Origin of the sequence: Streptomyces sp. ICN903 (assembly GCF_022015835.1) — a bacterium.
Taxonomy (GTDB): domain Bacteria; phylum Actinomycetota; class Actinomycetes; order Streptomycetales; family Streptomycetaceae; genus Streptomyces; species Streptomyces fenghuangensis.
Genome location: NZ_JAKMAY010000459.1, coordinates 1 through 3,136, shown reverse-complemented (window position 1 = coordinate 3,136; position 3,136 = coordinate 1). Strand labels below are relative to the sequence as shown.

Annotated in this window: 2 protein-coding genes; one reads left to right on the top strand and one right to left on the bottom strand. The window is 72.4% G+C overall.

The features are described 5' to 3' along the window. On the bottom strand, positions 1–1,854 hold a 1,854-nt coding region (locus L7D48_RS27645), incomplete at its 3' end, for an acyl-CoA dehydrogenase family protein (protein ID WP_237883658.1). Between the two features lie 262 nt (positions 1,855–2,116). On the opposite strand from L7D48_RS27645, the gene L7D48_RS27640 reads away from it, so the two are divergent. Continuing rightward, complete coding sequence (locus L7D48_RS27640) at positions 2,117–3,130, top strand: LacI family DNA-binding transcriptional regulator (protein WP_237883656.1); 1,014 nt, start codon at positions 2,117–2,119, stop codon at positions 3,128–3,130. Positions 3,131–3,136 lie beyond the last annotated feature (6 nt).

Sequence of the window (3,136 nt, the reverse complement as noted above, 5' to 3'; positions counted from 1 at the left end):
GGGGCCGGGGGTGGAGGGGTCGACGACACCCTCCTCCAGCCAGGTGTACGCGCCGCCCAGCACGCCGCGCACGACCTTGCGGTCGATGTCGTCGGTGTTGTCCCACAGACGGCCGAACAGTTCCTCGGCGCGGAGGCGGGCCTGGCGGCAGAAGGCGTCGGCGAGCTGGTAGGCGGCGCGGCCGTTCTCGCCGCGGGCGCGCAGCATCTCCGCCCGTACGCAGGCCGCGCTCATGGCGAACAGCTCGGCGCCGATGTCCACGATGCGCCCCAGGAAGCCCTGTTTGCCCTCCAGTTTCGCCTGCCAGCGGGACATGCCCAGGAAGGTGGCGCGGGCCAGGCGGCGGGAGGCGCGTTCGACGTAGCGCAGGTGGGCGGCCAGGTCGGGGTGGCCGGCGGGGTGGAACTCGCGGTAGGAGCCGGGCAGTTGGCCGGGTCCGGCGACCAGTTTGGGCAGCCAGCGGGCGTAGAAGCCGCCGGCGCGGACGGCGGCGCGGCCCTTGTCGGTGAGGGTCTTGTCCGGGTCGACCAGATCGCCCGCGACCGACAGGTGGGCGTCGACGGCCTCGCGGGCGATGAGCAGGTGCATGATCTCGGTGGAACCCTCGAAGATGCGGTTGATGCGCAGGTCGCGCAGCATCTGCTCGGCCGGTACGCCGCGCTCGCCGCGGGCGGCGAGGGAGTCGGCGGTCTCGAAGCCGCGCCCTCCGCGGATCTGGACCAGCTCGTCGGCCATCCGATAGGCCATCTCCGAACCGTAGAGCTTGGCGAGGGCGGCCTCGATGCGGATGTCGTTGCGGTCGTCGTCGGCCATCTGGGAGGCGAGGTCGAGGACGGCCTCCAGGGCGAAGGTGGTGGCGGCGATGAAGGAGATCTTGCTGCCGACGGCCTCGTGGCGGGCGATCGGCTTGCCCCACTGCTCACGGGCCGCGGACCACTCGCGGGCGACCTTCAGGCACCACTTGCCCGCTCCGGCGCACATCGCGGGCAGGGAGAGGCGGCCGGTGTTGAGGGTGGTCAGCGCGATCTTCAGCCCGGCGCCCTCGGGGCCGATCCGGTTGGCGGCCGGGACGCGGACGCGGTGGAAGCGGGTGACGCCGTTCTCGATGCCGCGCAGGCCCATGAAGGCGTTGCGGTTCTCCACGGTGATGCCCTCGGAGTCGGCCTCGACGACGAAGGCGGTGATGCCGCCCCGGTGGCCCTCCGAGGCCGGTACGCGCGCCATGACCACCAGCAGGTCGGCGACGACGCCGTTGGTGGTCCACAGCTTCACGCCGTCCAGGATGTAGGAGTCACCGTCGGGTACGGCGGTGGTGGCCAGGCGGGCCGGGTCGGAGCCGACGTCCGGTTCGGTGAGCAGGAAGGCCGAGATGTCGCCCCGGGCGCAGCGCGGCAGGAACGCCTTCCTCTGCTCCTCGGTACCGAACATCTTCAGCGGCTGGGGCACACCGATCGACTGGTGTGCCGACAGCAGCGCGCCGACGGCGGGGCTGGCCGATCCGGCCAGGGCCAGGGCGCGGTTGTAGTGGAGCTGGCTCAGGCCCAGGCCGCCGTACTCGGGGTCGATCTTCATGCCGAGCGCGCCGAGTTCCTTGAGCCCCTTGACCACCTCGTCGGGGACAAGCCCCTCGCGGTCGATGCGCAGGCCGTCGATCTCCGTCTCGCAGAAGGCGCGGAGCCTGGCGAGGAACTCCTCGCCGCGCCGGGCGTCCGCCTCGGCGGGCCGGGGGTGGGGGTGGATCAGGTCGAGGCGGAAGCGGCCGAGGAACAGCTCCCTGGCGAAGCTCGGCTTGCGCCAGTCCTGCTCCCTCGCGGCCTCGGCCACCTGTCGTGCTTCGCGTTCGGAGACTGCCATCGCGGTTCACCTCGCACTGCCTGGTACTGCGGAGGACTGCCGGGGACTGCGCAACGGGTGCTGCGCGGTGCGTGTACCCGTTGCGCACGGTACGTACCGTTTCCGGGGTGCGGTGCACCCGTATGCGGTCACTTGTTGAAGCGCTTCGACAACCCGTCGCAGAGCATCTGGACAGGCGGTCAGGTCGGGTTTAGGGTCGGTCCGCAGATTCCCTGTCGAAGCGCTTCACCTCAGCCGCTTCCCGCACCGCCCTGGAGAGCCCATGGTCACCCTCGCCGAGGTCGCCCGGCACGCCGGAGTCTCCGCCAGCACCGTGAGCTACGTCCTCAGCGGAAAGCGTTCCATCTCCGCCGCCACCCGCGAACGCGTCGAGCAGAGCATCCGCGAGCTGGGCTACCACCCCAACGCCGGCGCGCGGGCGCTGGCCAGCAGCAGGTCGAACATCATCGCCCTGATGATGCCGCTGCGCACCGACATGTACGTGCCGGTGATGATGGAGATCGCCCTGGCCGTCGCCACCACCGCCCGCGCCCACGACCACGACGTGCTGCTGCTGACCGGTGAGGAGGGCCCGGAGGCGGTGCGGCGGGTGGTGGGCAGCGGGCTGGCCGACGCGATGATCCTGATGGACGTCGAGCTGGACGACGCCCGCCTGCCGCTGCTGCGCGACACCGGCCGCCCCGCCGTCCTCATCGGCATCCCCGCCGACCCGTCCGGGCTGACCTGCGTCGATCTGGACTTCACCGCCACCGGCGCGCTGTGCGTGGAGCACCTGGCCGAGCTGGGGCACCGCGACATCGCGGTGGTCGGCGAGGCGGCCGCCGTCTACGAGCGGCACACCGGTTTCGCCGAGCGCACCCGCGACGGGCTGCGCGCCCGCGCCGCCGAGCTGGGGGTGCGGCTGCTGCACCGGCCTTGCGAGGGCAGCTACGCGGCGATGGCCGGGACGCTCTCGCGCATCCTCGACGAGCGTCCCGGCACCACCGGCTTCGTCGTGCAGAACGAGGCCGCCATCGATCCGCTGCTGAGTCTGCTGCGCCAGCAGGGCCGGGCCGTGCCCGAGGACGTGTCGGTGGTCGCCATCTGCCCCGACCAGGTGGCCGTCCAGGCGTCCGTGCGCCTGACCTCGGTGGCCATCCCCGCCCACGAGATGGGCCGCCGCGCGGTGGAGCTGGTGATGGCCAGGGTGCGCGGCGAGCGCGGGGAGCGCCTGGAACTGCTGCCTCCGCGGCTGACGGTGCGGGCCAGCTCCGGCCCGGCCCCCGCCGCCCACTGACCCCTC